We start from the raw sequence: 24,070 nt of genomic DNA, 5'->3' as shown, positions 1-24,070 counted from the left end.
GTATTGGATCCGCCAAGCGAAACGACACGTCGGATGAGACGCAGCCATGGCCTTCGCCATTCCGGCGGTCCGGCGGGACCCGAAGACCGTGATCGATAAACCCGCACCCCAACCGCGCAGTGGGCGGTCCAAATCGCGTCGACCTCGGAGGACGCTGCGGCCGATGCATGGATTTCCATGAGGTGCGGCCGCGTATGGTCGCCGCTAGAGTGTCGGCGAGGCCGCAAGCCCCGCTTCGGGCCCGCCCGCGAGCGAATCGGCGCCCGTATCAAATCGGTTTCCGGCAGGAGCAGCCGCGCATGAGAGCTGTGATCCCCCATCGGCGCGAGACACTGGCGCTGCTATCCATCCTCGTCGCAATTGCCGCATGGCAGGCGACCGGAACGATGCTGGGCCTGCTCGCACCGTTCTCGGCCGCCTTCCTCTACATGCGCGAGGTGACGGCCAGTCTCGTCAACGGCGCCCTTGCGGTTGTGGCGGTCCTGCTGGCGGCGATGGCCGGACTTGCGCTCGGCGGCAATCGTGAACCCGCGCTCGACTGGGCCGCGCTCTGCGCGGTTGCGTTCTCCATCGGCGCGACGGCCATCGCGCTCGCCGCGCGGACTCCCGACATGCGTGCGGTGCTCGCCCGCAGGATCATCGAGGCGATGCCCGCCTATGCATGGTCGGCCGATCCGACCGGCCGCTTCACCTACGTCAGTCCGAATACGCTCGACTATGTCGGTTTTTCGGCCGAGGCGTTGGCACAGCCGCCGGACGTGGACGGGTTCAGCTGGCGCGCTGTGGTGCACCCCGAAGACTACACCCGAATCGCCGACGCCTGGCGCCACTGTCTCGCGACCGGCTCGCCCTATGACACGGAGCACCGCATCCGGCGCCACGACGGCGTCTACCGCTGGTTCCGCAATGCCGGGCTGGCGCAGCGCGACGACGAGGGTCGCATCGTCGCCTGGCACGGCACCACGATGGACATCGACGACGAGAAGCGCGCCGAGGCCACGCTCATCGAGCGCGAGCGGGAGCTGTCGCAGCTCGTCGACATGGTGCCGAGCCATCTGTGGCGGCTCACCCCGGACGGCGAGACGATCTTCTTCAACCGGCGCATGGCCGACTTCCTTGGCTTCGATGTCGACGGCATGGCGTCAACCGGGGTCAGTCGGCTCGAAGCTTTGGCGGACCGGGTGCATCCGGACGACCGGGCGAGATTCCGCAGCGCGCTCGGGATGTCACTTGCCATCGGCGAGAGCTTTTCCCTCAACTACCGCCTCCGCCGCGCCGATGGCGTATACCGCTGGATGTCGAGCCGCGCGGAACCGCTTCGGCGCGACGACGGCGCGATTTCCGGCTGGTACGGCCTCTGCGTCGACGTCGACGACCAGATGCGCGCGGACGAGGCGCTCCGGAGCCACCAGCGGCAGCTGCAGCAGCTCATCGACACCGTGCCGGTGCAGATCTGGTGCACCACGCCGGCCGGCGAGCCCGACTACGTCAACCGGGCGATGGTCGATTTCCTCGGCCTCGCGCTCGGCGACTTCGACGAAGGGCTGCCGAAGGCGATCGCCACCATCGTCCACCCGGACGACCGCGAACGGCTGCACGCTGCGCTCACCCGGTCTTTTACCACCGGCGAACCATTCGAGCTCCACTTCCGCAACCTGCGTCACGACGGGACGTGGCGCTGGATGGAAGGGCGCGCCAATCCACTGCGCGACGAAAGCGGGCGGATCATCCGCTGGTACGGGGCCAACGTCGACATCGACGACCTCGTACGGGCGCAGGAGGAGGTGCGCGCACGCGAGGCGAGGATCCGGCGGCTTGTCGATTCGGACGTCATCGGCATCGTGATTTGGGACCTCGACGGAACGCTGATCGACGCCAATGACGCATTTCTGCGCATGGTCCAGTACGACCGGGCGGAGGTGGAGGCGGGACTCGACTGGTTCGCCATGACGCCTCCCGACTGGCAGGACGTCCATGCCCGCCAGGAAGCCGAGGAGCTCCTCACCACCGGCAGGATGCAGCCGCGCGAGAAGGAGTACTTCAGGAAGGACGGCAGCCGGGTGCCCGTGCTGATCGGCGCCGCCTGCTTCGAAGGCCAGTCCCGGCAAGGCGTCGCCTACATCCTCGACCTGACCGAGATCAAGCGCGTGGAAGCGTCGTTGCGGGACCGGGAACGCGAGCTGTCGCAGCTCGTCGACATGGTGCCGAGCTACCTGTGGCGCATCACGCCGGAGGGCGTGCCGGTATTCTTCAACCGGCGGCTCGTCGATTTCCTGAACCTCGATGTTTCCGGCGCCGATCAGCCCGGGCGGACCCGGCTCGCCGCCATCATCGCCTCCATCATCCATCCCGACGACGCCGCCAGCGTGGCGCGTGCGTTCGAGCACTCGCTGGCCACGGGCGAGGGCCTCGTCATGAAGTGGCGCATGCGTCGCGCCGATGGCGTTTATCGCTGGATGTCGGCGAGCGCCGAAGCGCTTCGCGACGAGAACGGCTGCATCGTGCAGTGGTACGGCCTGTGCCACGACATCGACGATCAGGTTCTCACCGAGGCGGCGCTGCGGCGCAGCAAGCAGCAGCTCGAGCTGATGATCGACGCGATCCCCGTAAACGTTCTGAGCTTCGATCCGGCGCAGCGGCTGACCTACGCGAGCCAGCGATATCTCGACACCGTGGGCGCACCGCCGGAGGACATCGTGGACTTCGCCGCGCTGGCGCGCGAGGTCGCGCACCCGGACGATTTCCCGATCATGTTCGCCCGCGCGTGCGCGGGGTTCGCGGCCGGCGAGGCGTTCGTGAACCGCTTCCGCCGGCTGTGCAGCGATGGCGTCTATCGCTGGATCGAGGCCCGCGCGCAGGCGCTGCGCGATGCCGAGGGGGCGATCGTGCAATGGTACATCGCCTCGATCGATATCGAGGAGGAGATGCAGGCGCAGGAGGCGCTGCGCGAGCGTGAGCGCTTCCTCTGGCAGCTCGTCGAGACGCTACCGGCCATGATTGTCTGCGCCGACCCTGCGGGCGAGCCGGTCTACCGCAGCGAGCAGCTGCGGGCCTATCTCGGCTTCGGCGTCGACGCGCTCGACGGATCCGGCAAGACCCGACTCGACGGCACGCTCGATGCGGCGATCCATCCGGACGACCTGCCCGCGGTCAGGGCGGATTACGCCCATTCGCTCGGCACCGGCGAGCCTTACCTGCGCAAGCACCGCCTGCGCCGGGCCGACGGCGAATATCGCTGGGTCGAAACCCGCGCCGCGCCGATGCGCGACAAGGCGGGTGCCATCGTCCAGTGGAACCTGATCTGCCTCGACATCGAGGGGGAAGTGCAGGCACAGCAGGCGCTGCGGCTCGCGCAGGAGCGGCTCGCGCGGGCGAGCCAGGCGGCGAGCCTCGCGGAGCTGTCCGCCTCCATCGCGCACGAGGTGAATCAGCCGCTCGCCGCGGTGGTGGCGAACAGCCAAGCCTGTCACCGCTGGCTGTCGGCGACGCCGCCGAACCTCGACCGCGCCAAGATCACCGCCGAGCGCATCACCCGCGACGCCAACGCGGCGGCGGACGTCGTCGGCCGCATCCGCGCCCTCTTCCGCCAATCCATCGAGACCCGGACGAGCACCAATCTCGCCGACGTCATCGCCGAAGCCCGTGATCTGATGGCGGAGGAGGCGATGCGGCGGCGTATCCGCTTGCGTGTCGAGGCCGAAGCCATTCCGCCGACCATGGTGGACCGCGTCCAGATCCAGCAGGTGCTCGTCAATCTCATCCGCAACGGAATGGACGCGCTGGAAACTGTCCCGCACCAGCGCGAGGTCCGGATCACCGCGCGCCCGTGCGAGGACGCGGTCCGGGTCGAGGTCGCCGACGGCGGTCCGGGCATCGAGGCGCCCGAGAAGATCTTCGAGCCCTTCTTCACCACGAAGGCGAAGGGCATGGGGATGGGCCTCGCCATCTGCCGCTCGATCGTCGAGGCGCACGGCGGCCGGTTGTGGGCTGAGGCGAACGATGCCCGCGGCGCGACCTTCGTCTTCACGCTGCCGGCGGTGACGAAAGTCGCGGCATGACCGAGCATGTCGTCTACGTCGTCGACGACGACTCCCGCATCCGCGAGGCACTCGACGAGCTGTTCGCCTCGCACGGGATGCGGGCGATCGCTTTCGCCTCGGCAGGCGCCTATGTCGCCGCAGAAAAGCCCGACCTGCCGGCCTGCCTAATCCTCGACGTGGAGCTTCCCGACATCAACGGCCTCGAGCTACAGCGGCGGATCGCAGCCGGCGAACATCCGCCGGTGGTCTTCATAACCGGCCACGGCGACATCCCGTCCTCTGTGAGGGCGATCAAGGATGGCGCTGTCGACTTCCTGACCAAGCCGTTCAGGGACGCCGACCTCATCACCGCCGTCGAGACCGCCGTCGCGCTCGACCGAACGCGCCGCGCCGCCCGCGCCGAGCGCGACACGCTGCGCCTGCGCTACGAGGCGCTGACCCCTCGCGAGCGCGAAGTGCTCCCGCTCGTGGTCAGCGGCCTCCTCAACAAGCAGGCGGCCGCCGAGCTCGGCATCAGCGAGGTCACGCTTCAGATCCATAGAAGGAACGTCATGAGTAAGTTGGCGGCCGCGTCCCTGGCCGATCTCGTCCGCATTGCGGAGCGGCTCAACATTCCGGTCACCCATTCACGCCGGCACGGAGGGACGTCGTGAACGCGCTACGGCCCGTAGTGGCGATCGTCGACGACGACCCACGCCTGCGAGAATCGGTCGAGGAGCTGCTGGAGTCGGCCGGATATGCCGCCCGGAGCTACACGTCGGCGGCCGCGCTGCTAGACGGCGGGCTCGCCAACCTCGACCTCCTCATCACGGACATCGGTATGCCGAACATGGACGGTTTCGATCTTCGCGACCACGTGCGAGCGGCGCGCCCGGACCTGCCCGTCTTCCTCATCACCGGCCGCCACGAGATCGCCGACCAGAGCCGGGCCCACGGGACGGCCGGCTTCTTCCGCAAGCCATTCGACGGCGACGAACTGCTTGCCGCGATCGACAATGCCTTGCGACGAGAGACAAACGGAGGGTGACGATGGAGCGCGAACGAACGATCCATGACCGGCGGCCCGCCTCACTGGCACGGTCCAGCGAGGCGCCTTGCGTCTTCATCGTCGACGACGATCCGGCTGTCCGCGAGGGCATCACCGAACTGATCCTGTCGGCGGGCTTTCAGACCATCGCGTTCGGCTCGACCCAGGAGCTCTTCGACGCCGGGGTTCGCGATGTTCCGGGCTGTCTGATCCTCGACGTTCGGATGCCGGGCACCAGCGGGCTCGACCTGCAGAACCGGCTCGCGGAGAGCGGCGACCGCAAGCCCGTCATCTTCCTGACCGGGCACGGCGATATCCCGATGACGGTGCAGGCGATGAAGTGCGGCGCCGTCGACTTTCTCACGAAGCCGGTGCGCGATCAGGCGTTGCTCGACGCCGTGCTGGCCGCGATCGCCATCGACACGGCACGCCGCGCGGAGGCAGCGGTGGTACAATGCCATGTCAGCCGCATCGAAACCCTGACGCGGCGCGAGCGCCAGGTTCTGCGAGAGGTCGCACGTGGGCGCCTGAACAAGCAGATCGCGTTCGATCTCGGCATCAGCGAGGTCACGGTCAAGCTGCATCGTGGCAACGCGATGCGGAAGATGGAGGTCCCGTCCCTCGCCGCTTTGATCCGCCTGTGGGAGACGCTCCCGCCCGACCTGCGTGACTTAGAGCCGCGCTAAACCCGGCAGCCCGCCCCGCGCCCCAACAGCCCGCAGCAGCGCTCGGCATAACGCCTCTGTCCTGCCGGCGCGGCATGCGACGCGCGTGCCGAGGTCGGCCGAGCAACACAGCGACCCTGTACTTTCGGCGAGGTCCGGCACGCCGTCCGTCCGATGGTTCGCCCCCCGGAACCACAGCATTCTCGAACGCAGCCGAACGCCTCGATCGGGGCGTCAGCCGGACCACTCCGGCGGCTGAATGCTCGCAAAAAACCGAGGGACAATTCCATGAAGATCGTCGTCATCGGCGGCACGGGCCTCATCGGGTCCAGGACCGTGGAGCGCCTGCGCCGCAAGGGGCACGAGGTGCTCGTCGCCTCGCCCGACAGGGGAGTCGATACCGTCACCGGCGAAGGCCTCGCCGACGCGCTCGAGGGCGCGTCCGTGGTGATCGACCTCGCCAACTCGCCCTCCTTCGAAGACCGGGCCGTGATGGACTTCTTCCGGACGGCCGGGCGTAACCTCCTCGCCGCCGAAGCCGCCGCCGGCGTCACCCATCACATCGCGCTCTCCGTCGTGGGGACCGAGCGACTGCAGGGGAGCGGCTACTTCCGCGGCAAGCTCGCGCAGGAGGAGCTGATCCGCGCCTCGCCCATCCCCTACACGATCGTCCACTCGACGCAGTTCTTCGAGTTCATGGGCGCGATTGCCAAGGCCGGCAACGTTGACGGGACCTTCCGCGTCTCGCCCGCCGCCGTTCAGCCGATCGCGGCCGACGACGTCGCCGACGCGGTGGCGGATTTCGCGCTCGCGGCACCTCTGGGCGGCATCGTCGAGATCGCCGGGCCGGACCGTCTTTCGCTCAGCGAAGCCGTCGCTGCGTATCTCGCCGCGATCGAAGATCCGCGCCGTGTCGTGGCCGACGCCGACGCCCCGTATTTCGGCGTGGTGCTGAACGACGGTTCGCTCGTGCCGGGGCCGGACGCGCGCATCGGCGTCACGAACTTCGCCGACTGGCTGGCCGGACTGGCGAAGACGTCCCGGCCGCAAATCACGCGGCGCACCGCCGCGCAGCAGCCGGCCTGACCGCCAACCGGGAGACCAGCCATGATCAAGACCTTCATCGTCGGCGCCGGCGTCCTGCTTTTCCCGCTGCCCGCGGCGGCGCACGATCCCGAAAGCGCCGCCGTCACGCTCGTCTACGATCAGCCGCTCCCCAACGTGCCGGGGATGAGCATCAGAGGCGTCCTCGTCGACTACGCGCCGGGCGGAACCTCGCCCGCCCACACGCATCCGAATTCCGCCTTCATCTACGCCACCGTGCTCGAGGGCGCGATCCGCAGCGCGGTCAACGGTGGGCCGGTCAGGGTCTACGGGGCCGGCGAGAGCTGGTCGGAGTTCCCAGGTGACCATCACTCCGTCAGCGAGAATGCGAGCGCGACGGAGCCGGCCCGCCTTCTCGCGGTCTTCGTCCTCGACACGGACGAAACCGAACTCGCCACCTACGAAGACTGATCCCCCAAGCAAAGGCAATCCTATGGACACGCACGCGAATACCAAAGTGGACGAGACCGCACCGACCGGCCCCGCCCAACGCCTCGACTACGCCGCCCTGGCGCCGCAGCTTCTGAAGAAGCTGACGGAGCTCAACGTCGCGGTCGCCGACAGCGCGATCGAACAGCCGATCCGCGACCTCGTCGAGATCCGCGCCTCGCAGATGAACGGCTGCACCTTCTGCATCGACATGCATGTGAAGATGGCGAAAATCCACGGCGAGCGGGAGCTGCGCCTGCACCACGTCGCCGGGTGGCGCGAATCGCACCTCTTCACCCCACGCGAGCGCGCTTGCCTCGCCTGGACGGAGGTGCTCACCCGGATCTCCGATGGCGGCGTCCCGGACGCGGTCTACGAGCGCGTCCGGAGCCAGTTATCGGAGAAGGAGATCGCCGATCTCACCTTCGTCATCGTCGCCATCAACGCGTGGAACCGTCTCAATGTCGGTTTCCGACCGGTGCCCGGCGCCCTGGACAAGACGTACGGCCTGACGAGGGCCGGCCTCAACTGAGCGCATCGGCCGATGCGGCGCTGCTCCGGCAGCGTCGCTCGGCCACAGCGCAGCACCACACCAATCCTTCCGGAGAACGACATGCGCGTTTCGCAACTCGAATCGAAGACGCTCGCCCGACTCGTCACGATGGATGTCGGTGCTCCTGCGCATGTCGCGGCGCGTGCCCTCATGCGCCCCGGTGCCGGGCTCGCCGTGATTTGCCGCACCACCGGCCATGCGGCCGGCGTTCTCTCGAAGTCGGACCTCGTGCGCCATCTGGCCGACGGCAGACCACACGACACCACCGTCGCAGCGCTCATGACCCAGCCGTTCGTCTCATGTTCGGCGCATGACGATATCGCTGCCGCCTTGCAGACGATGGTGCTGCGCGGAGTCCAGAACGTTCCCGTCCTGGACGAAGCTCTGCGACCGATCGGCATCCTCGACGCACGAGACGCCATGCAGGCCCTGATCGACGAGGACGCGATCCAGGAACGTCTGCTGACCGATTATATTGCCGGCGTCGGCTATCGCTGACCCGCCGCTCGCCTCCGACGCACAAGCTCGGCGATGGGTCCCACGGACATTCCATTCGAGGGCGGTGCGACACCGCTCGTCCTCTCCGCCCTCATCGGGATGGCCGGTATCGTCGTATGGCACGCCATACCGAGTCGCCGTGCAAACTCGTCCGGCGTCGCATGGATAACCGGTGCGGATCGCCACACGCGCCGAGAGGCCCGGCACGAGGCGGGCGGGTGGCCGGACGTGCGTCAACCGGATCGTGACCGGCACGCGCTGGACGACACGCACGAAATTGCCTGTCGCGTTATCTGCGGGGATCAAGCTGAACGCCGCGCCGCTCCCCGGCGCGAGGCTGTCGACGACACCACGAATCTCGTCGTGCCCGAACCCGTCGACGGGGACACGCACCGGGGCGCCTTCACCATCGTGTATTCGAGATCGATCTGGGCGAGGTCACGGGCAGCCTCGGCTTGCGAAAGCACTGCCTGCGCCGCCTGACGTCGTGCGGCCAGAACGTCCAGCTTCCGGCGCTGAGCGCGCAGCGCGGCCGCGGCGGCATCGGCCTGGGCGCCGGCGGCTCCGGCCTCCTCGAGCTGAGCCTGGTTTATCGTGCTCTTGCCGACCAGCGAGCGGCAGCGTCCGAGACTTCCGTGCGCAAAGGTCCGGGCGGCCTCCGTCGATCTCGGTTACGCCTCGCTCTGGGCGATCACCGCGCGCTGAAGCTCTGTTTCGGCATCGAGGTTCACGAGCGCCGCTTCGGCCGAAGCCACGGCGGCATCGGCCGAAGCCAGGCGAGCGCGTTAGTCCCGATCATCGATCCGGAACAGCACGTCTCCGACCTCTATCGTCGCGTTGTCCGTAACGTTCGTCGAGACGATGTAGCCGTTGACCCGCGGCGCGATGGAGGTCACGTCAGCGCGCACATAGGCATTGTCGGTGGCGACTTCGAAGCGGCCGTGGCCGAGCCCCGGCACCACTCGAGCCCCGACGATCGTGCGACCAGGCCAGCGAGTGCGACAAGGAGAAAGCGTTTCAGATGTCGTCGCATCTCAGATCTCAATGAGTGGTACTGATCGTTACCGAGATTTGGCACGTGTGGTAACGCATCGTACCGCGCAAGAGGGTGCCTGGAGAAGGCGGCCGCCAGGATATTCCTCGACGGAATTCGAGTGGACGCCCCGCCCTGACCTGACCGATCAGTAGTCCCAGAACGCAGGGACCCAGCGGAACGCGTCGCCGGCGACCGCCACCCGTCCGACGGACGGGAACGGCAGATGTGTCGCCACCAGCTGCTCGCCGCTCGCCGCCAGCTCCATGAGCAGACGGCGCCGGACGCGGACCGCCTCCTCCGGGTCGTGCTCGAAGCCGTTGTGCCAGTCGGGATGCTCGAACCCGACCGCGAACACGGCGTCGCCGGCAAACGTCAGCCCGTCGCCCCCGGACGCCATGCGAACCACGCTATGGCCCGGAGTGTGACCGCCGGTGCGGCGGACGACCACACCCGGCGCCACCACATGCTCGTCGTCGAACAGGTTCAGCTGATTGCGGTATTCGCCGGCGAATCGCTTCGCGGTCGCACGAAGCGCGTCCGGGAACCCAGGCGGCATCGAGACCCGGGTGAAGTCGGGCGCCTCCCAGAACTTCACCTCGGCGGCCGCCACGTGTATTTTGAGATCCGGACGCAGTCGCTGCTTGACCCCGTCGACCAGCAGCCCGCCGACATGGTCCATGTGCATGTGGGTCAGCACCACGTCCGTCACCGAACCGAGATCGATCCCGGCGGACTCCAGCCGCCTGATCGTCTGCCCGGCGCGCGGCAGGTTGAGATCGGGGTCCAGCCCCAGCCCGGCGTCGACCAGGATGGTCTGCCCGCCGCTGCGCACCATGACGACGTTCAGCGACCAGTCGAAGGCGTCCGGCGGCAGGAACATATCGTCGAGCCAAGCGCCGCGGACGGCAGGATCCGCGTTGTGGGCCAGCATCTTCGTCGGGAGCGGCAGCACACCGTCGCTGACGACCAGCACGTCGATGTCGCCGATCCGCAGCGCGTAGCGGGACGGCACCAGCTCCTCCGGCTCGCCCCGGACGTTTCGTATCGTATCCAGGCTCATGTTTCGTCTCCAGATCATCGCCGCTTCGTGCGCGACGTCGGGGACGCTACCGAAAGCTCTATAGATCCTCGATTGGGTTGCGGAATAGGTCGTACTGTGCGTGGGAATAGGTTTAGGCCATGATGATCCTACCCCGTTCGAGTGGACACCGATGATAGGCTTTCGAGCCAAAGACGGAGTGTCCAAGGATGAGCGAGAGGCGACGGCGGGTCTTTCCGGAGGCGTTCAAGCGAGAGGTGGCCCTTCGTGTCGCGACGAGCGGCCAGCCGATCGTGCGCGTGGCCGAGGAGCTCGGGCTGCACGAGACGGTGCTTCGGCGTTGGATATCCAAGTACGGCGCGGAAGGGACGGCGCCGCAGCGGCGCCGCCCAACGCAGGCGGCGGCGCCGTCCCTGGCCGATCTCGCATCGGAGAATGCCCGGTTGAAACGGGAGCTTCAGAAGGCCCGGATGGAGCGCGACATCCTAAAAGAAGCCGCGCGCATCTTCGGAACTCCCGGTGACGTTCGGGTTCGTGGATGAGCATCGCGGCGTGTGGCCGGTTCGGATGATGTGCCGCGTGCTGGGGCTCTCATCGAGTGGGTACTATGCCTGGAGGGGTCGGCCGGAGAGCCGGCGCGCCGGTGAGAACAGGGTCTTGCTGCAGCGCATCCGGGTTGTCCACGAGGCAAGCGCCGGCATTTATGGCGCGCCGCGCGTTCACGCCGTGCTCCGCTCTAGAGCACTTCGCGCTCAGTCCGGGTCATAGCCGGCGGCTCGGAAGTAGGCTCGGGCTTCGTCTGGCGTGACGAGGTCGAGGACCGCGCCGATGCGGTCCCACAGGTCATCGACGGTTCGCTCCGCCGCCTTTCGAAGGAGCGCCTTGATCTTGGCGAAGGCCATCTCGATCGGGTTGAAGTCGGGGCTGTAGGGCGGGAGGAACACGAGCCTCGCCCCGGCGCTCTCGATCAGGTCGCGAACGCGCCAACCCTTGTGACTGCCGAGGTTGTCCATCACGACGACGTCGCCCGGCGACAGGCATGGTGCGAGAACCTGCTCCACGTAGGTCTCGAACCATACGCCGTTGATCGCCCGGTCGAGCACCATAGGCGCGACGATCCCGGACAGCGAGAGCCCGGCGACCAGCGTGGTCGTCTTCCAATGGCCGAACGGCAGCGGCATGCGCAGCCTTGTCCCCCGGGCGCAGCGGCCGTGGGTGCGGGCCATCTTCGTGTTGGCCCAGGTCTCGTCGATGAAGATCAGGCGCTCGGCGTCGAGCTCGTCCTGCCCGTCGAACCAGGCGTGCCGCCGGGCAAGGACATCCGCGCGGTCCTGCTCGGCCGCGTGGCCGGTCTTTTTTTGCGCGTGATCCCGTGGCGACGGAAGAAGCGCGACAGCGCCGAGATGGAGACCGTGCCGCCGCTCTCACCGAGCCTTGCCTTCAGCTCGACCAGGGTGATGTCGCCGGTGCCGTCCAGGATCGCGAGGATGCGCTCGGCGTGGGCTTCGGTGACGTGGGACCAGCGGTCGCCGCCCTGGCGCTTGGCGCGGCATGAGCCGGTGCGTTGCCAAGCCTCGTACCATCGGATCGCCGTGGACGGGGCGACCTCGAACCGCGCCGCGGCCTGCCGGCGGGACATTCCATCGTCGATGGCGCGAACCACGCGAAGGCGAAGATCCTCAGAGAGCAGCTTGGGCATCATGACTGGCCCCCCATCGCCAGCCATGATGCTGAATCAGACTTCCGCTGATTCGGGAATCCCACAGCGATTCATTCCGAGCGCGAACCGCTCTAGGGGACGCGGGGTCGGGCGCCATCGCGTCGCACGGCTCATGCGGCGGGCCGGGCTCAGAGGAAGGGCTGCCTCGCCCCGCCGGGTGCACACCACGGACAGCCGACATGCCTTCCCAATCGCACCGAGCCGGGTCGGACGGCGCTTCGTGGCGGCTCGGCCGAACCAGGTGTGGCTCGCCGATCTGACCTATGTCCCGACGGGCGAAGGCTGGCTCTTCCTCGCCGCCATCATCGACATGGCGACCCGCAAGGTGGTCGGCTGGGCAATGCGCCAGACACTGCACGCGGACATCGCCATCGACGCGCTCAGGATGGCGATCGAACGGCAACGCCCGCCGGCCGGCCTCATTCATCACAGCGACCGCGGTGTCCAATACGCTGCCGAGGCCTACCGCCAGGTCCTTGCCGCAGCGGGTATAGCCCCGTCCATTAGCCGCAGGGGCAACGGCCTCGACCACGCGCCGATGGAGAGCTTCTTCCACACGCTCAAAGTCGAGCGCGTCCACCACCAGATCTACCCGACACGTGATGCTGCTCGTCGTGATCTGTCCGGGTACATCGAAGGCTTCTATAATACCCACCGCCTTCACTCCGCGCTCGGCTATCGATCACCAGCCGAGGCCGAGCGAATGGCGGCATAACCCCGTCCACTTTTCGGGGCAGGATCGACGACGACCAGGGGCGATTCGTCGAACCGTCCAATGTCGGCGATCACCGACCGCCGCAGCGGGACGGAAACGGCGCGGGCAGTGACGCAACGGATCGTCGTCGCGTGATCGGCCTGCGGGGACCCGGAATGCGGAAGCGTGTCCATTCTCGCAATCATCTCGAAAAGCTTTGTGATCGCGACCCAAGAACAAAATCTCGATTTTACTTTTGATCGCCACCGAGGGCTGCGCCGGCAGCCGCGTCCGCCATGACGGCCTCGAGCACCGCGTGCATCCGCACCGTCATGGGGGCGACGGTCGCCGGCGCGTCGTACCGGGCCGCAGCGAGGGCAGGCTCCTCGGCAACGAGCGCCGTCGTCCCGTCGTCCCGCTCGACAACGAGAACGCGCAGCGGAAGCTCCAGGGCCAGGGTTGGTGACGCCTGCATCAGCGGCGTTCCGGCGCGTGGATCGCCGAACACCACCACCTCGGTCGGGCGAAGGGACAGCCCCACAGCGCGAGCCGCTGCCGCATGGTCGAAGCGGGCGAACACGGTCATCCCGCGCGCCTCGATCGCCGCGAGAAGTCGCAGAAGGGTCTCCTGCGGGCCAAACGCGCTCGCGCGCACCATGAGCGTCATGGCCGCATTTCCGCGTCGCGAATGCCCACGAACGCCAGGATGCCGAGCGCGACGCATCCGCCGAGCGCTTCGACGCCGGAGATGGACGCCGCGAAGAGCAGCGCCCCCAGCGTCGGGTCCGCCCTGCTCCGCTCGGCGGCGAGGCCGCCCCGGACGGCCGCCGCCGGCGGGCGCGCCGTGCCGATAGCCTCGCCCTCCGCGCGGCGCCAGAGAGTGCGAGGCGGGGGTCATCCTCGAAGAAGCAGGCCGGTGTCACGCCCCGCCCGCGCGAGCGTGCCGCGCCTCCACCTCGTCCATCTTGCGGGCGAGTTCCTCCGGCGTAAGGATGCCCTTCTGGAACAGGATGTTGCCGAAGGCGACGATCCAGCGCTCGTAGTAGGAGAGGTTGCCGATCACCGTCGCGCCGAGGGCCTCGACGCCGCGGCGTTTCTCCTCGGTGTTGATGATCTTCTTGAAGTCGAGCACGTCGGCGAGCGCGTGGCAGCGCTTCTCCCATGGCAGCAGCGTGTGCTCCGCCATGACGATCGGCCCGGCCTCGGCGCCGCCGATGTCGTTGGGGAGCTTGGCGATAAGATGAGCGCTATCGGTCATTGCACAGTCTCCGGGAGGGTGGCGGGAACGACGCCGATCATCGCGTCACGGGTGACGAGAGCGGCGAGCGCCTCTTCGCTCCACCCCTCGGTGCCGTCCGGCCGGCGGGGCAGGACGAGGTAGCGGACCATGGCGGTGGAATCCGACACGCGGATCTCCACATCGTCCGGTATGGTGGTGCCGAACTCGGCGAGCACGGCGCGTGGCTCGATCACGGCACGGGCGCGGTAGGGCTTTTCCTTGTACCAGTCCGGCGGCAGGCCCAGCACCGGGCGCGGATAGCAGGAACACAGGGTGCAGACGATGAGGTTGTGGACCTCTTGCGTGTTCTCCAGCACGATGAGCTGCGTGTCGTCGTAGAAGGAGATGCCGAGCTCCTCGCACCCGGCCCGACCGTCGGCGATGAGCCGCGCGCGGAAGCCGGGATCGACCCAGGCCCGCGCCACCACCTTGGCGCCGAGCGCGGGGGTGCGGGAATCCAGCACCTCGATCTGCCGGCGGATCTCGGCCGGGCCGATCAGCCCCTTCTCGGCCAGGAGCTCGCGCACGGCGGTTTCCATGATCTCGTAGTATCCGGCCGCCTCGGCGGTAATCTCGGCGTGCGGATGATCGTGTTCGTGCTCGTGGGTATGTTCGTGGGCGGACATCCTCAGATCCTTTCCAACCATGTCTCGAAGATTTCGATCCGGAGCCCGTCGCGCGGCGAGCCGACATAGTCGGGCCAGATCTCGGTAAGCGGGATGGCGATGCGGTAGTAGTGGCGCTTGGATCCGGCGTTGCGGCCGAACCCCTCCTGCTCGTTGTCGAGCCCGGCCGGCTCGATCACCGATTCGACAGTGCCGGACTTGCCGCGCAGGTACGTCGGCACGCGGTAGTGGCCGATGGGCGTGCGCGTCAGGATGCGCACCGCCTCGCCTGGCGCGAACGCCGGGGCTTCATTCAGCGCCCAGACGACGCCCTCGAACGTCCCGGCGGCTGAAGTGACGGACATGGCGGGTTCCTCCATGGCTCAGACGCCCTCGAAGACAAGGCGCGTGAAGAAGTCGGGGGTGATGACGAACTGGCCCCACTTCGCGTCGAAGGGGGCGGTCGGCCGCGCCGCGATGGTCTCGGCGAGAGAGCGGCCCTCGGCCTTCAGCGCCGCGACAGCCTCGCGGGTGGCGACCAGCATCTCGCGGAAGACGGCGAGCTCGGCGCGGTTCGACACCGGGTTGCCGTGGCCGGGGATGACGATGGTCGCCTCGCTCGTGGTGGCGAGGTTGGCATCGGCGGCGGCGATCATTCCGTCGATGCTGCCGCCGGTGGAATAGTCGATGAACGGGTAGATGCCGTTCCAGTAGGTGTCGCCGGTGTGGAGGATGTCCGGCTCCACGAAGCGCACGGCGATGTCGCTGTCGGTGTGCGCCGGGGCGTAGGACGTCAGCGCCAGGATGGTGCCGTTCAGGGCGCGGGAGGTGTCGCCGGTGAAGGTTTCCGAAGGGATCGCGGCCGGCGGGGCGGGCGGGAAGTCGAAGTTCCAGTCCTCCACCCGCTGGGCCGAGGCGAGGTGTTTCGCCGTGTTGGCGTGGGCGAGGATCGCCGCGCCCTCTCCGGCGAGCCACTCGTTGCCGTCGGCATGATCGAAGTGCCAATGGGTGTTGACGAGGTGGGTGATGGGCTCCGGCCCGAGCCCGTCCGCCGCCGCCTGAATGCGCGGCCGCGTGGCGGTAATGCCCGCGTCGACAAAGACCTTGCCGTCCGCCCCGGTAAGCACCGCGATGTTCCCGCCGGAGCCTTCCAGCACCGCCACGTTGCCGCGGAGGCGATGGACGGTGATCTCGGCGTCCGCGGCGGCGGCGCGCATCCTATCGACGATGCTCGCCGCTTCGGCCCACGCCTCAGCCGGGGAAAGCCAGCCGCGGCCGGCGACGGCGGCGGCCGTGCAGCACAGGCAGAAGCCGCGCCGCGTGAGATGGTGGTGCATGACGGGTTCTCCTGTCACTGCGCCGCGCCGCCGTCGGCGGCGAACGTCGCGAGGTAGGCGATGAGGTTGTCGACGTCGGCCGGCTTCAGCGGCGGGGCCGGCGGCATCCGCGTGCCCTTCGCGACGGCCTGTGGTTTCGCCACGAACGCTGCGATCGTGTCATGGTCCCATGTGATCGCCGCATCCTTGAGGGCCGGCGAATAGGCATAACCGGCGACCGTCCCGCTGGTGCGGCCGATGACGCCGTTCAGCTCCGGGCCGACGAGGTTGCGGGCCTTCTCGCCGACCTGGTGGCAGCTCTGGCAGCGAGCGAAGACGCGCTTGCCCGCGGCAGGATCGCCGTCGGCATGTGCCGCCCCGGCCGAGAGGACCGTCGCCAAGACCGGAGCCAGACACACGGCCGCACGCCATCCTTCGCGCGACCGCCGCCGCGCGCCGTTCCGTTCATTCGTCATGAGTCTGTTCCCTTATGCGCCCGAAAGCTGCGTGTTGGCGAGCGGCAGGCTGCGCGCCCGGACGCCGGTCAGCGCCGCGACGGCGTTGACCACCGCGCCCGGTACGCCGGGCAGCCCAGGCTCGCCGACGCCGCCCATCGGCGCGCCGCTCTCGACGATGGAGACGGTGACCTGCGGCATCATCTCGCGCCGCAGCACCTGATACGTGTCGTAGTTGGCGTCGCGCCGGAGGCCGTTCTCGTAGACCGCCTGCTCGACGAGCGTCTCCGAGAGGCCCAGCGCGACGGCCGATTCGACCTGCGCCTTGACGATGGCGGGGTTCACCACGCTCCCCGGATCGAACGCGACCCAGACGTGGTGGACCTTCACGCTGCCGTCCTCGAGCGACACCTCGGCGATGGTCGCGGTCTCCGAGCCGAACGGCGAGGCCATGGCGAGACCGCGCGCGCGCCGGTTGCCGTCCACCTCGTAGGGCCCGCGCTTCCAGCCGCCGGAGATGTTCGCGACCTCGTCCAGCAACGTCAGGTGACGGGGGGAGTGCGCCAGCAACGCCTTGCGCAATTCGAACGGGTCTCTGCCGCCCGCCTCGGCGATTTCGTCGAGAAAGCCCTCGTAGAAGAAGTCGTTCATGGAGTGGCCGACGGAGCGCCAGAAGGCGATGTTCACCGGATGCGGAAGCTTCACGTATTCCATCGAACGGTTCGGGACGGCGTAGGACTTCTCGGTAATGCCCTCCACCGCCGACGAGTCGGGGGTAAGACCGAAGTAGCGCCCCAGCGGTCCTTCGCCGACCGTGCGGGTGGTGATCGCCGTGGGCATGCCGTCCGCGCCGATCGCGGCCTTCAGCCGAGTGAAGGAGAGCGGGCGCATGGCGTCCATCCTGAACTCCTCCTCCCGCGACCAGACGAGTTTGACCGGCCGGCCCGTCGCCTTCGCGAGCGCGATCGCCTGCGGGAATGGATTGCCGGTCCCGTAGGTGAAATGCCGGCCGAAGAAGCCGCCGAGGATGGGCGAGTGAATGCGCACCTTGTCCGGCTCGACCCCGCCCGCGTCCGCACACAGCTTCTGGAACGCCTCGGGCATCTGGTTGGGAAGCCACACCTCCAGCGTGCCGTCCTCGTTGAAACGGGCGATGGCGGACGGCGGCTCGAGCTGAGCGTGGTTGAGGTACGGCGCGTGGTACTCGGCTTCGATGGTCGTCGCCGCGGCGGCAAAGGCGGCGTCGGTGTCGCCCTCCGCCTCCACGGAGACGCCTTCCTCGGTGGATCCCCGCAACGCGGCGAGCATTCCGTCCGAGGAAAAGTCCGCCGCGACGGTGGCGATGCCGGTCGGCTCGGGAGCGGTCCAGGTGACGTCGAGCGCCTCGACCGCCTTGCGGGCACGCCACCACGAGTCCGCCGTCACCGCCACCGCGCCGGGCAGCGTATGGACCGAGTGGACGCCGGGCATCGCCTTCACGTCCGCCTCTTTGGCGAGGGATTTCGGCTCTGTCCGATAGTGCGGGGCGTGAACGACGGCGGCGAACAGCATGCCGTCCACGGCGAGGTCGATCGTGTACTTCGCCAGGCCGCGCGACTTGTCGGCGACGTCGATCCGGCCGACCGGCTTGCCGATCCAGCGGAAGGTCGCCGGATCGCGCAGGGCCACGTCCTCGCGCGGGGTCAACGCCAATGCCTCTTCGGCGAGGACGCCGTAGCTGAGCGTGCGGCCGGACGGGGCGTGGACGACCGTACCGTCGTGCGTGGTGAGGCTGCCCGCGTCGACCTCGAGCCGGGCGGCGGCGGCGCGCACCAGCATGTCGCGCGCGGTGGCCCCGAGGCGGCGCACGATCGGGAACGACGAACGGGTGGAGAAGCTGCCGCCGGTGAGGCGCATGCCGTTCACCACCATGTAGTCGGGCCCGGGCGGGGCGCACTCCACGGCGATGCGGGCGGGGTCGACGTCGAGCTCCTCGCCCACCGTCTGGGCCATGCCGGTGGCGATGCCCTGCCCGCCCTCCACGAACGGAGACAGGAAGCGCACCGAATTGTCGGCGCCGATTTCGATGAAGGCGGCGACGCGGGTGCCGGGCGCCGGGGCGATGGCGGCCGCGCCCTCACCTGCGCCTGCCACGTCGGCGAGGACACGGGTGGGGAGCGCTGCGCCGAGCACGAAGGCGCCGGAGCGGAGAATGAAGGCGCGGCGGGAGAGGCCGCCAGTCGCAAGTTCGAGGGCGGACGCGGGGGCGAGGATCATGGCGCCCCTCACGCCTTGGCGGCCTGCCGCACGGCGGCGGCGATGGCGTTGTAGGTCCCGCAGCGGCAGATGTTGGACATGCCGTAGAGGATGTCGTCGTCGCCGGGCTCGGGCGTCTCTTTCAGCAACGCGGTCGCGGCCATCACCTGCCCGGACTGGCAGTAGCCGCACTGGGGCACCTGCCCCTCGATCCACGCCGCGACGACGCGCTTGCCGACGTCGTCCGCCTCGACGGCCTCGATCGTCGTGACCTCCGACGTGCCGACACTCTCCACCGGGAGCTGGCAAGAGCGCATCGCCGACCCGTCCAGGAGCACCGTGCAGGCGCCGCACTGGGCGATGCCGCAGCCATACTTGGTTCCGGTCATCCCGAGCGTGTCGCGCAGGACGAAGAGGAGCGGCGTGCCCTCGTCGGCGTCGACGTCGCGCGCCTCGCCGTTGATGGTCAGGGTGAACATGGCGGATTGCCTCCAATGGTTGGGCAGAGGGCTCCCCTCGGCGCGCGCGGCGCCGGTCCGGGGGCCGGTCGATGTCGTGGGGTGGGGGTCAGGCGGCTGCGAGTTCGCGTGCGGTGCGCCTGAGATCCTGTGGGGGTCGGCCGTGGACGCGCAGGAACGCCCGGCGCATGCGCTCGCGATCGGCAAAGCCGGTCTCGGCGGCGATGGTGTCGAGCGAGTGACGCGAGGCGACGATCATCGCATGCGCCGCCTCCACCCGCAGCCGCTCGACCACCTTGGCGGGGGACTGGCCGGTCGCTGCGTGAAAGGACCGGCTGAACTGGCGGGGCGACAGATGCGCGACGTCGGCAAGCTGCGACACGGTCAGCCGCGTTTTGAGGTTCTTCTTGGCGAAGGTCAGAACGGCTTCGATCCGATCCGTCTTGGGGTTGAGCGTCAGGAGGCTGGACACCTGCATTCCGCCGCCCGGCCGCCGCCGCTCCATGATCATGCGCTCGGCGATCGCCCGCGCCGCCTCCTCGCCGAGATCGGCCTCGACGAAGGCGAGCATCATGTCGATCCCGGCGGTCATCCCGGCGGCGGTCCAAAACTTCCCGTCGTTGACGTAGAGCCGATCTCGCAACAGGCGGACACGGGGAAAGGCCCGCTCCAGCCTGGAGAGTTGGCGCCAGTGCGTCGTCGCGCGACGCCCGTCGAGGAGCCCCGCTTCGGCGAGTACGAACGCTCCGGTGCAGAAGGACCCCACCCGCCGCGCATCGGCGGCCAGCCGCCCGACGGACGCGGCCAGAGAGGGCGAGGGGGCCTGCGTGCCGGCGAACGCGCTGACCAGTACGGTGTCGAAGCGAGCGTCTCCGATGGGCCTCGTGTCGACCCCGAAGCCGACCGAGGTCACGACGAGCCCGCCGGCCTCGGACACCAGCTCGATGCGATAGGCCGGGTCGTCGGCCAGGGAGTTGGCCGTTTGCAGGACGGTCATCGCGGCGAGCGACATGAGCTGCATCGGGGGGACGGCGATGAGACCCACGGTAATCATGGCAACCTCGTCCGTTGGCGATGTCGCGAGTAAAGCCGATTTTCCCGGCTTCGACTTCTTATCTCCAAGTATAAATCAGATCGATATTGCGGACAGCCGATGTCCGGAAACGCGGTGCAAACGACCTTCGGCCCGCAGGCAGGGGTCGACTAAGCTTCCCGTATCCGCAGCCCGGACATACCGATGATCACGCACACCGACCCCGCCCGCGTGCCTTGCGTCCGCGCGGCTCCGCTTACGCGGTCACGCGACCTTCGCGGTGCTCGCACCGGTCTCGTCCGTGCTCAGGGCTACGCCGGAATGATCGACACCCCAGGCTCTCAGCGCCGACAGGACCGGCTCGAGCGTCCGGCCGCGTTCGGTGAGGCCGTACTCCACCTTCGGCGGGACCTCGGCATAGACGGTGCGGGTGATCAGCTCGTCCGCTTCCAGCTCGCGAAGCTGGTTCGTCAGCATGCGCTGAGTGACGCTGGGGATCGCCCTGCGGATCTCGTTGAACCGCATCGTCCCGGCGAGGAGGTGGTAGAGGATCACCCCCTTCCACTTCCCGTCGATGAATTGCAGCGCCGCCTCGACGGCGCATCCAGGCGAGCAATCGAACCGCTCGTGCCGAGCCTTCGCCATCCCGGTATCCTTTTCGACACTATGGGTTAGAAATGTGCGTTCTTGGTGAATTGAGAAGTAATCGTCACTTCGGCTGGCAGCAATCCGCAATGGAGACCCTTATGCGCGCTGTCGGCTATCAGACGTCCCTGCCGATCGAGGACGACCGCTCCCTCCAGGACATCACGCTCCCCCGGCCGACGCCGGTGGGCCGCGACCTGCTCGTCGCCGTGCAGGCCGTTTCGGTGAACCCGGTGGACACGAAGGTTCGCATGCAGGCCGCGCCCGCTGCGGGCGATTGGAGGGTGCTCGGCTGGGATGCGGTCGGCGTGGTCGAGGCCGTCGGCCGCGAGGCGACCCTCTACGCCCCCGGAGACCTGGTGTTCTACGCCGGGGCGATCGGCCGCCCGGGCACGAACGCCGAGTATCATCTCGTCGACGAACGCATCGTCGGCACGAAGCCGGCGAGCCTTTCGGCCCCCGAAGCGGCCGCCCTGCCGCTCACGACCATCACCGCCTGGGAGGCGCTGTTCGACCGGCTCGACGTGCGCCGGCCGGTGCCCGGCGCGGCGCGCGCGATCCTGATCATCGGCGGGGCGGGCGGTGTCGGCTCCATGGCGACGCAGCTCGCCGCGAAGCTGACCGATCTCACCGTCGTCACCACCGCCTCGCGCGGCGAGACGACGGCATGGGCGAAGGGCCTCGGCGCCACCCACGTCATCGACCATACGCAGCCGCTGGCCGCGCAGGTCGAGGCGCTCGGCATCGGCGCGCCCGCCTTCGTGTTCTCCACGACCCACACCGACGAGCACCTCCCCGAGGTGGCCAAGCTGATCGCCCCGCAGGGCCGGTTCGCGCTGATCGACGACCCGGAGACGCTCGACGTCTCGCCCTTCAAGCGGAAGAGCGTGTCGACGCACTGGGAGTTCATGTTCACCCGCTCGATGTTCGGCACCGCCGACATCGAGAAGCAGGGCGAGCTCCTGAACGAGGTCTCCCGCCTGATCGACGACGGCACGCTGAAGACGACGCTCGGCGAGAGCTACGGCGCGATCAACGCGGCCAACCTGAAGCGCGCCCACGCTCTGCTGGAGAGCCACCGCGCGAAGGGCAAGATCGTACTGGAGGGGTGGGACTGAGGCGCACCCCCGCGCCGGCGACGCCTGCGGCCTCGCTCGGTGCGGCCCCGAGCGAGGCGCCTGTGGGCCCGGCGCCGCGTCATGAGGGTCGCGCTCGTCGGAGCGCGTCGTCGAGCGCGCTGACGTGTCCGTTGCCGAGGGTCAGGTGGGACAGGCGGGAAAGGGTCGCCTCTCCGATCAGCGCCTCGGCGTCCTTGCGAACGATGAGCGTTGCCGCATCGTTGCCGCCGAGGAGGCCGCGCGGCTCCTCGAGTTCGCGGATCCGGTAGCGGTGGTTCAGCCACTGTGGGTGCCACAAGGGGACCACCACCCAGCGACGCTCGGCGACCGCCCGCTCGTAGCGGCCGAAGCAGTCCGCCTCGGTGCCTGTTTCGAAGTGGTAACCGACCGCATCGAGTTCGTAGGCGGATAGGATCGCCTTCGAAAAACGACTGATGCCGGCGCCGGGATTGATCCCCTGGATGAGCCGCTCCATCCGCCGGAGCGCCATAGGACCGACGAGGTCGGCGACGCTCGATCGCGTCCGGCACGTAGTGCGGCGCGCCCCAGAAGCAGTAGGGCTCGTAGAGAATGCCGAGCTTGCGCACGTCCGCCTCGAAAGGGGCGAGATAGGCGCCGTGACTCGCCGGCAGCCAGGCCGAGACGAGAACGTCCACCTCGCCGCGTCCGAGCCGGGCGAACATCTCCTCGTGCGGCGCGGCGGAGCGTTCGACCGCATGACCCACCTCCACAAGGATGGCCTCGACCGCGCGGGACGACGCGTCGTGGAAGGAAAGGTCGATGTGGCCGACGCGGATCGGCCGGCCGCTCATGCCTCGATCGTGTGGTAGGCGGCGACGGCGTCCATCACGCGCGTCGAGTAGACGAGCGAGGCGCCGGCACCGAGCGCGACCGCGACCCCGAGCGCCTCGGCGATCTCGTCCTCGCTCGCGCCGTTTTTCAGCGCCTGCTCGGTGTGGATCGTAATGCAACCGTCACAGCGCTGGGCGACGGCGACCGCCAGAGCGATCAGCTCGCGCGTCTTGGCGCCGAGGACGTCCTTCTTCGCGCCGGCGGAGGATAGGCCGACATAGCCCCGAACGGTCTCCGGGCTCAGCCGACCCAAGGCACCAACGCCGGCCTTGAGTTCGTCACGGTAAGTATTCCAATCAAGCATCATGACGGGATCTCCTTCTGCCCGATGGATAGACGAAGATCCGCGGCGTGATGATCCATCCATAGATATAGTAATCGCAGCCTCCCAGGCCGTGTAGCGTCCGGTCATGGTTTTCCCGGACGGTCCGGGCCTCAAGGAGCGACCATGACCACGAACACAGGCACCGCGCTCGTGACGGGCGCATCATCCGGCATCGGCAAGGCGTTCGCCCAGGAACTCGCGCGACGGGGGCACGACCTCGTCATCGTTTCGCGCGACGCCGAGCGGCTCGACGCCCTGGCAGCCGGACTGCGGGACGACCACGCCGTCGCCGTCGAGGTCTGCCGCGCGGACCTCACCGATGCCGGCGATGTCGCCCGTGTCGCGGGGCGGATCAGCTCGGACCCGCGGCTCGACCGTGTGGTCAACTGCGCCGGCCTGTGGGTCGCCGGGCCCGTACTCGGGGGCGAGACGCGCAGGTACGCGCCGCTGATGGCGGTCAACGTCGTCGCCCTGCAGGAGCTGACGCTGGCCGCGGCCGCGGCCTTCGCCGCGCGCGGGCGGGGCGGCATCACGAACATCTCTTCGGCGGTGGTGATGGCGCCGCAGCGGTTCCACGCGGTCTACGTCGCCGGTAAGGCGTACGTGCTGGCGCTGACCGAGGCGCTGCAGGGCGAAGTGGCGGGGAGCGGGGTCCGCCTGCAGGCCGTCCTGCCGGGCTTCACGAAGACCGAGCTGTTCGACCGCGCCGGGGCCGACGTGTCCGCCGTTCCCGACGTGATGAAGATGGCCCCCGGCCTCCTCGTCGAGGCCGCGCTCGCCGGCTTCGAGGCGGGCGAGACGGTGACGATCCCCTCCCTCCCCGATCTTGCAGACTGGAACGCCTTTCTCGCGGCCCGGGCTGCGCTGGAGCCGAACCTGTCGCACGACCGTCCGGCGCCTCGCTATCGGCTGGCCGAGGCGGTGTAGTCGACAGGCGGATCCAG

The 24,070-nt window shown here is 68.6% G+C and carries 25 protein-coding genes and 3 pseudogenes; 12 read left to right on the top strand and 16 right to left on the bottom strand.

Translation table 11 applies throughout. The annotated features are described in order from the left end of the window. Positions 1 to 299 precede the first annotated feature (299 nt). The 8 genes from MRB58_RS10675 to MRB58_RS10640 all read left to right on the top strand — a co-directional run bounded on the left by MRB58_RS10675 (position 300) and on the right by MRB58_RS10640 (position 8,316). Entirely contained in the window at positions 300 to 4,058 is a 3,759-nt protein-coding gene (locus MRB58_RS10675; protein WP_244781688.1) for a PAS domain-containing protein, read from the top strand. Continuing rightward, the gene (locus MRB58_RS10670) at positions 4,055 to 4,693 is read left to right on the top strand and encodes a response regulator transcription factor (protein ID WP_244781687.1); all 639 of its coding nucleotides are present in this window, start codon (positions 4,055 to 4,057) and stop codon (positions 4,691 to 4,693) included. The genes MRB58_RS10675 and MRB58_RS10670 overlap by 4 nt, the downstream gene beginning before the upstream one ends. Beyond that, positions 4,690 to 5,067, top strand: coding sequence for a response regulator transcription factor (locus MRB58_RS10665; protein WP_244781686.1), 378 nt, complete (start codon positions 4,690 to 4,692; stop codon positions 5,065 to 5,067). Before MRB58_RS10670 ends, MRB58_RS10665 begins: the two co-directional genes overlap by 4 nt. A 2-nt stretch (positions 5,068 to 5,069) precedes the next feature. Then, positions 5,070 to 5,753, top strand: a complete 684-nt coding sequence (locus MRB58_RS10660; protein ID WP_244781685.1) for a response regulator transcription factor — start codon at positions 5,070 to 5,072, stop codon at positions 5,751 to 5,753. Between the two features lie 267 nt (positions 5,754 to 6,020). Then, positions 6,021 to 6,818, top strand: a complete 798-nt coding sequence (locus MRB58_RS10655; RefSeq protein ID WP_244781684.1) for an SDR family oxidoreductase — start codon at positions 6,021 to 6,023, stop codon at positions 6,816 to 6,818. Positions 6,819 to 6,839: 21 nt separating this feature from the next. Further along, the gene (locus tag MRB58_RS10650) at positions 6,840 to 7,247 is read left to right on the top strand and encodes a cupin domain-containing protein (protein WP_244781683.1); all 408 of its coding nucleotides are present in this window, start codon (positions 6,840 to 6,842) and stop codon (positions 7,245 to 7,247) included. A 22-nt stretch (positions 7,248 to 7,269) separates the two neighbouring features. Continuing rightward, complete coding sequence (locus tag MRB58_RS10645; protein WP_244781682.1) at positions 7,270 to 7,797, top strand: carboxymuconolactone decarboxylase family protein; 528 nt, start codon at positions 7,270 to 7,272, stop codon at positions 7,795 to 7,797. 12 nt (positions 7,798 to 7,809) lie between these two features. After that, positions 7,810 to 8,316 carry a CBS domain-containing protein gene (locus tag MRB58_RS10640; protein WP_244781681.1) on the top strand — a complete coding sequence of 169 codons (507 nt, stop codon included), beginning with the start codon at positions 7,810 to 7,812 and terminating at the stop codon, positions 8,314 to 8,316. A gap of 785 nt (positions 8,317 to 9,101) precedes the next feature. On the opposite strand, the gene MRB58_RS10635 is transcribed toward MRB58_RS10640, so the two are convergent. After that, positions 9,102 to 9,278: a biotin/lipoyl-binding protein gene (locus tag MRB58_RS10635; RefSeq protein ID WP_244781680.1), complete on the bottom strand. Its 177-nt coding sequence runs from the start codon at positions 9,276 to 9,278 to the stop codon at positions 9,102 to 9,104. A 219-nt stretch (positions 9,279 to 9,497) separates the two neighbouring features. Continuing rightward, the gene (locus MRB58_RS10630; protein WP_244781679.1) at positions 9,498 to 10,412 is read right to left on the bottom strand and encodes an MBL fold metallo-hydrolase; all 915 of its coding nucleotides are present in this window, start codon (positions 10,410 to 10,412) and stop codon (positions 9,498 to 9,500) included. Between the two features lie 188 nt (positions 10,413 to 10,600). On the opposite strand from MRB58_RS10630, the pseudogene MRB58_RS10625 reads away from it, so the two are divergent. Then, positions 10,601 to 11,141: pseudogene (locus MRB58_RS10625) on the top strand (transposase); the annotation flags it as partial. A gap of 2 nt (positions 11,142 to 11,143) precedes the next feature. On the opposite strand, the gene MRB58_RS10620 reads toward MRB58_RS10625, so the two are convergent. After that, a protein-coding gene (locus MRB58_RS10620) for an IS630 family transposase (protein ID WP_244781858.1) occupies positions 11,144 to 12,090 on the bottom strand; the annotation gives its coding sequence in 2 pieces (ribosomal slippage) (positions 11,144 to 11,754 and positions 11,754 to 12,090; 948 coding nt in all). Positions 12,091 to 12,178: 88 nt separating this feature from the next. On the opposite strand from MRB58_RS10620, the pseudogene MRB58_RS10615 reads away from it, so the two are divergent. Next, positions 12,179 to 12,826, top strand: a pseudogene (locus tag MRB58_RS10615) (IS3 family transposase); the annotation flags it as partial. Positions 12,827 to 13,055: 229 nt separating this feature from the next. On the opposite strand, the gene MRB58_RS10610 reads toward MRB58_RS10615, so the two are convergent. The 10 genes from MRB58_RS10610 to MRB58_RS10565 all read right to left on the bottom strand — a co-directional run bounded on the left by MRB58_RS10610 (position 13,056) and on the right by MRB58_RS10565 (position 20,831). Beyond that, a complete protein-coding gene (locus MRB58_RS10610; RefSeq protein WP_244781678.1) occupies positions 13,056 to 13,472 on the bottom strand; it encodes a DUF302 domain-containing protein in 417 nt (138 codons plus the stop codon). Positions 13,473 to 13,724: 252 nt separating this feature from the next. After that, positions 13,725 to 14,063: an SH3-like domain-containing protein gene (locus tag MRB58_RS10605; protein WP_244781677.1), complete on the bottom strand. Its 339-nt coding sequence runs from the start codon at positions 14,061 to 14,063 to the stop codon at positions 13,725 to 13,727. Then, complete coding sequence (gene nthA / locus MRB58_RS10600; RefSeq protein WP_244781676.1) at positions 14,060 to 14,710, bottom strand: nitrile hydratase subunit alpha; 651 nt, start codon at positions 14,708 to 14,710, stop codon at positions 14,060 to 14,062. The genes MRB58_RS10605 and nthA overlap by 4 nt, the downstream gene beginning before the upstream one ends. 2 nt (positions 14,711 to 14,712) lie before the next feature. Further along, complete coding sequence (locus MRB58_RS10595; RefSeq protein ID WP_244781675.1) at positions 14,713 to 15,054, bottom strand: SH3-like domain-containing protein; 342 nt, start codon at positions 15,052 to 15,054, stop codon at positions 14,713 to 14,715. Positions 15,055 to 15,072: 18 nt separating this feature from the next. Continuing rightward, the gene (locus MRB58_RS10590; protein ID WP_244781674.1) at positions 15,073 to 16,026 is read right to left on the bottom strand and encodes an MBL fold metallo-hydrolase; all 954 of its coding nucleotides are present in this window, start codon (positions 16,024 to 16,026) and stop codon (positions 15,073 to 15,075) included. A 14-nt stretch (positions 16,027 to 16,040) separates the two neighbouring features. Continuing rightward, positions 16,041 to 16,424 carry a cytochrome c family protein gene (locus MRB58_RS10585; protein WP_244781673.1) on the bottom strand — a complete coding sequence of 128 codons (384 nt, stop codon included), beginning with the start codon at positions 16,422 to 16,424 and terminating at the stop codon, positions 16,041 to 16,043. Between the two features lie 69 nt (positions 16,425 to 16,493). Next, positions 16,494 to 18,716 carry a molybdopterin cofactor-binding domain-containing protein gene (locus MRB58_RS10580; protein WP_244781672.1) on the bottom strand — a complete coding sequence of 741 codons (2,223 nt, stop codon included), beginning with the start codon at positions 18,714 to 18,716 and terminating at the stop codon, positions 16,494 to 16,496. A gap of 8 nt (positions 18,717 to 18,724) precedes the next feature. Then, on the bottom strand, positions 18,725 to 19,174 hold the full coding sequence (locus tag MRB58_RS10575; protein ID WP_244781671.1) for a (2Fe-2S)-binding protein: 450 nt from the start codon (positions 19,172 to 19,174) through the stop codon (positions 18,725 to 18,727). An 88-nt stretch (positions 19,175 to 19,262) separates the two neighbouring features. Then, on the bottom strand, positions 19,263 to 20,207 hold the full coding sequence (locus MRB58_RS10570; protein ID WP_244781670.1) for a GlxA family transcriptional regulator: 945 nt from the start codon (positions 20,205 to 20,207) through the stop codon (positions 19,263 to 19,265). A gap of 243 nt (positions 20,208 to 20,450) precedes the next feature. Then, the gene (locus tag MRB58_RS10565; protein WP_244781669.1) at positions 20,451 to 20,831 is read right to left on the bottom strand and encodes a helix-turn-helix domain-containing protein; all 381 of its coding nucleotides are present in this window, start codon (positions 20,829 to 20,831) and stop codon (positions 20,451 to 20,453) included. A 101-nt stretch (positions 20,832 to 20,932) separates the two neighbouring features. On the opposite strand from MRB58_RS10565, the gene MRB58_RS10560 reads away from it, so the two are divergent. Further along, positions 20,933 to 21,949, top strand: a complete 1,017-nt coding sequence (locus tag MRB58_RS10560) for a zinc-binding alcohol dehydrogenase family protein (RefSeq protein ID WP_244781668.1) — start codon at positions 20,933 to 20,935, stop codon at positions 21,947 to 21,949. A 79-nt stretch (positions 21,950 to 22,028) separates the two neighbouring features. On the opposite strand, the gene MRB58_RS10555 is transcribed toward MRB58_RS10560, so the two are convergent. The 3 genes and pseudogenes from MRB58_RS10555 to MRB58_RS10550 all read right to left on the bottom strand — a co-directional run bounded on the left by MRB58_RS10555 (position 22,029) and on the right by MRB58_RS10550 (position 23,105). Then, the gene (locus MRB58_RS10555) at positions 22,029 to 22,559 is read right to left on the bottom strand and encodes a glycine betaine ABC transporter substrate-binding protein (RefSeq protein WP_371747290.1); all 531 of its coding nucleotides are present in this window, start codon (positions 22,557 to 22,559) and stop codon (positions 22,029 to 22,031) included. Further along, positions 22,483 to 22,761: pseudogene (locus tag MRB58_RS24945) on the bottom strand (glycine betaine ABC transporter substrate-binding protein); the annotation flags it as partial. The gene MRB58_RS10555 and the pseudogene MRB58_RS24945, both read right to left, overlap by 77 nt. Next, complete coding sequence (locus MRB58_RS10550; RefSeq protein WP_244781958.1) at positions 22,758 to 23,105, bottom strand: carboxymuconolactone decarboxylase family protein; 348 nt, start codon at positions 23,103 to 23,105, stop codon at positions 22,758 to 22,760. The gene MRB58_RS10550 and the pseudogene MRB58_RS24945, both read right to left, overlap by 4 nt. Before the next feature lie 144 nt (positions 23,106 to 23,249). Here MRB58_RS10550 and MRB58_RS10545 point away from each other — a divergent pair, with 144 nt between their 5' ends. After that, positions 23,250 to 24,053, top strand: coding sequence for an SDR family oxidoreductase (locus tag MRB58_RS10545; protein ID WP_244781667.1), 804 nt, complete (start codon positions 23,250 to 23,252; stop codon positions 24,051 to 24,053). Positions 24,054 to 24,070: the final 17 nt, after the last annotated feature.

It is taken from the genome of Acuticoccus sp. I52.16.1, from assembly GCF_022865125.1.
Lineage (GTDB): Bacteria > Pseudomonadota > Alphaproteobacteria > Rhizobiales > Amorphaceae > Acuticoccus.
The sequence above is the reverse complement of the archived record's forward strand: the minus strand, read 5'-3'. Positions and strand labels throughout refer to the sequence as shown.

Excerpts from the sequence above, each read along its gene's own strand:
- MRB58_RS10675 (WP_244781688.1), top strand. The coding sequence starts at position 300 with ATGAGAGCTGTGATCCCCCATCGGCGCGAGACACTGGCGCTGCTATCC.
- MRB58_RS10670 (WP_244781687.1), top strand. The coding sequence starts at position 4,055 with ATGACCGAGCATGTCGTCTACGTCGTCGACGACGACTCCCGCATCCGC.
- MRB58_RS10660 (WP_244781685.1), top strand. The coding sequence starts at position 5,070 with ATGGAGCGCGAACGAACGATCCATGACCGGCGGCCCGCCTCACTGGCA.
- MRB58_RS10655 (WP_244781684.1), top strand. The coding sequence starts at position 6,021 with ATGAAGATCGTCGTCATCGGCGGCACGGGCCTCATCGGGTCCAGGACC.
- MRB58_RS10650 (WP_244781683.1), top strand. The coding sequence starts at position 6,840 with ATGATCAAGACCTTCATCGTCGGCGCCGGCGTCCTGCTTTTCCCGCTG.
- MRB58_RS10645 (WP_244781682.1), top strand. The coding sequence starts at position 7,270 with ATGGACACGCACGCGAATACCAAAGTGGACGAGACCGCACCGACCGGC.
- MRB58_RS10640 (WP_244781681.1), top strand. The coding sequence starts at position 7,810 with ATGCGGCGCTGCTCCGGCAGCGTCGCTCGGCCACAGCGCAGCACCACA.
- MRB58_RS10630 (WP_244781679.1), bottom strand. The coding sequence starts at position 10,412 with ATGAGCCTGGATACGATACGAAACGTCCGGGGCGAGCCGGAGGAGCTG.
- MRB58_RS10610 (WP_244781678.1), bottom strand. The coding sequence starts at position 13,472 with ATGACGCTCATGGTGCGCGCGAGCGCGTTTGGCCCGCAGGAGACCCTT.
- MRB58_RS10605 (WP_244781677.1), bottom strand. The coding sequence starts at position 14,063 with ATGACCGATAGCGCTCATCTTATCGCCAAGCTCCCCAACGACATCGGC.
- nthA (WP_244781676.1), bottom strand. The coding sequence starts at position 14,710 with ATGTCCGCCCACGAACATACCCACGAGCACGAACACGATCATCCGCAC.
- MRB58_RS10595 (WP_244781675.1), bottom strand. The coding sequence starts at position 15,054 with ATGTCCGTCACTTCAGCCGCCGGGACGTTCGAGGGCGTCGTCTGGGCG.
- MRB58_RS10590 (WP_244781674.1), bottom strand. The coding sequence starts at position 16,026 with ATGCACCACCATCTCACGCGGCGCGGCTTCTGCCTGTGCTGCACGGCC.
- MRB58_RS10580 (WP_244781672.1), bottom strand. The coding sequence starts at position 18,716 with ATGATCCTCGCCCCCGCGTCCGCCCTCGAACTTGCGACTGGCGGCCTC.
- MRB58_RS10575 (WP_244781671.1), bottom strand. The coding sequence starts at position 19,174 with ATGTTCACCCTGACCATCAACGGCGAGGCGCGCGACGTCGACGCCGAC.
- MRB58_RS10570 (WP_244781670.1), bottom strand. The coding sequence starts at position 20,207 with ATGATTACCGTGGGTCTCATCGCCGTCCCCCCGATGCAGCTCATGTCG.
- MRB58_RS10565 (WP_244781669.1), bottom strand. The coding sequence starts at position 20,831 with ATGGCGAAGGCTCGGCACGAGCGGTTCGATTGCTCGCCTGGATGCGCC.
- MRB58_RS10560 (WP_244781668.1), top strand. The coding sequence starts at position 20,933 with ATGCGCGCTGTCGGCTATCAGACGTCCCTGCCGATCGAGGACGACCGC.
- MRB58_RS10550 (WP_244781958.1), bottom strand. The coding sequence starts at position 23,105 with ATGCTTGATTGGAATACTTACCGTGACGAACTCAAGGCCGGCGTTGGT.
- MRB58_RS10545 (WP_244781667.1), top strand. The coding sequence starts at position 23,250 with ATGACCACGAACACAGGCACCGCGCTCGTGACGGGCGCATCATCCGGC.